This window comes from Helicobacter muridarum (assembly GCF_000765805.2).
Lineage (GTDB): Bacteria > Campylobacterota > Campylobacteria > Campylobacterales > Helicobacteraceae > Helicobacter_A > Helicobacter_A muridarum.
In genome coordinates, this window is the sequence record NZ_JRPD02000062.1 from 1 (window position 1) to 1,091 (window position 1,091).

The following is a 1,091-nucleotide window of genomic DNA, read 5'->3' on the forward strand; positions in this document are numbered from 1 at the left end:
TCTTTGATTGCTTGTTTATATTTACTTCTTGCATTTGGACTTAGATTTTGCAAGGCTTTTGCTCTATGATTGCCTAAGAGTAAATATCCTTGTGAATCCATAAGTGGAAGTCCTGCAAAGCTTCCCTCACTATAAATCATTTTGCTAGAATCAAAGTTATTTATAATATCTTCTATCTTTTTTGATTGATATAGGCTTCTAAATTGATATTGTGTTTGAGAGCTAAATATAGGCTTAATATCTTGTGTTTTTACTACTACATATTGTGCCTTATAGCTTTTTGGCATGCTTTCACTTGTAATAAATGTATCGCTTATAACCTTATAGGGAATAGCTTTATTTGCTTCTTGCAAATCTAGCAATTCATTTTTTAGTTGGCTTAATTCCTTTGTAACTTGGCTTTTTGCTTGATATTGCTTTAGATTTAAGGATTGCAAATGTTTTAGATAGCTATTAAGAGGTTTTAAATCTGTTTGCAAAAGTGAGAGCTCTCTTAAGGCTGGTTTGATAGCTTCTTGTGTGCTTGGTGCTTGTTCTATCTGTGAGACTATATTATATGGTTTAGGGATAAGTAAGTTATTTGTATTTGGTGTTTTATTAAAGGATAGCCCTGTTATATATTCTATATAAGCTTTATTGCTAGATTCTATAAGTGTATTTGCTCTATGGCTTAATTCATGTAATATTGCATTCTTTAATGCAAGAGTAGAAATGCTAATACCTTTTGCATTAGTAATAAAATCTACATCTTTATAAGGAGCTTGGGAAGCTTTTGCCTTTGTTGGTTTGCTTAATTCATTTAGCTTTTTTACTTCATTTGCTTCTAGTGAAGTATAAGGGATAAGCTTGCCTGCTTTAGCTGTATGAATGGAATCTAATGTGTTATATATTTGCATTAAGTCTTTTTTAATGCTAGGCTCTTTAATTTGTGTTAGCGCATATTTGACTTCACTTTGCAAAGATTTAGTATTCAAAGCTATTTCAGATTCTATATTCATGGCTAATTGCTTTGCTTGTTGCTGAAAGCTTGTGATATGTTTGATAGAAGGAAGTAATTCTTGCTTGTTTATGCTAGAATTAGGGCTAGCTCT

General features: G+C 31.3%; 1 protein-coding gene. It reads right to left on the reverse strand.

Translation table 11 applies throughout. The features are described 5' to 3' along the window. Positions 1 to 1,091: hypothetical protein (locus LS73_RS09895; protein ID WP_034559840.1), on the reverse strand; the 1,091-nt coding region annotated here is incomplete at both ends.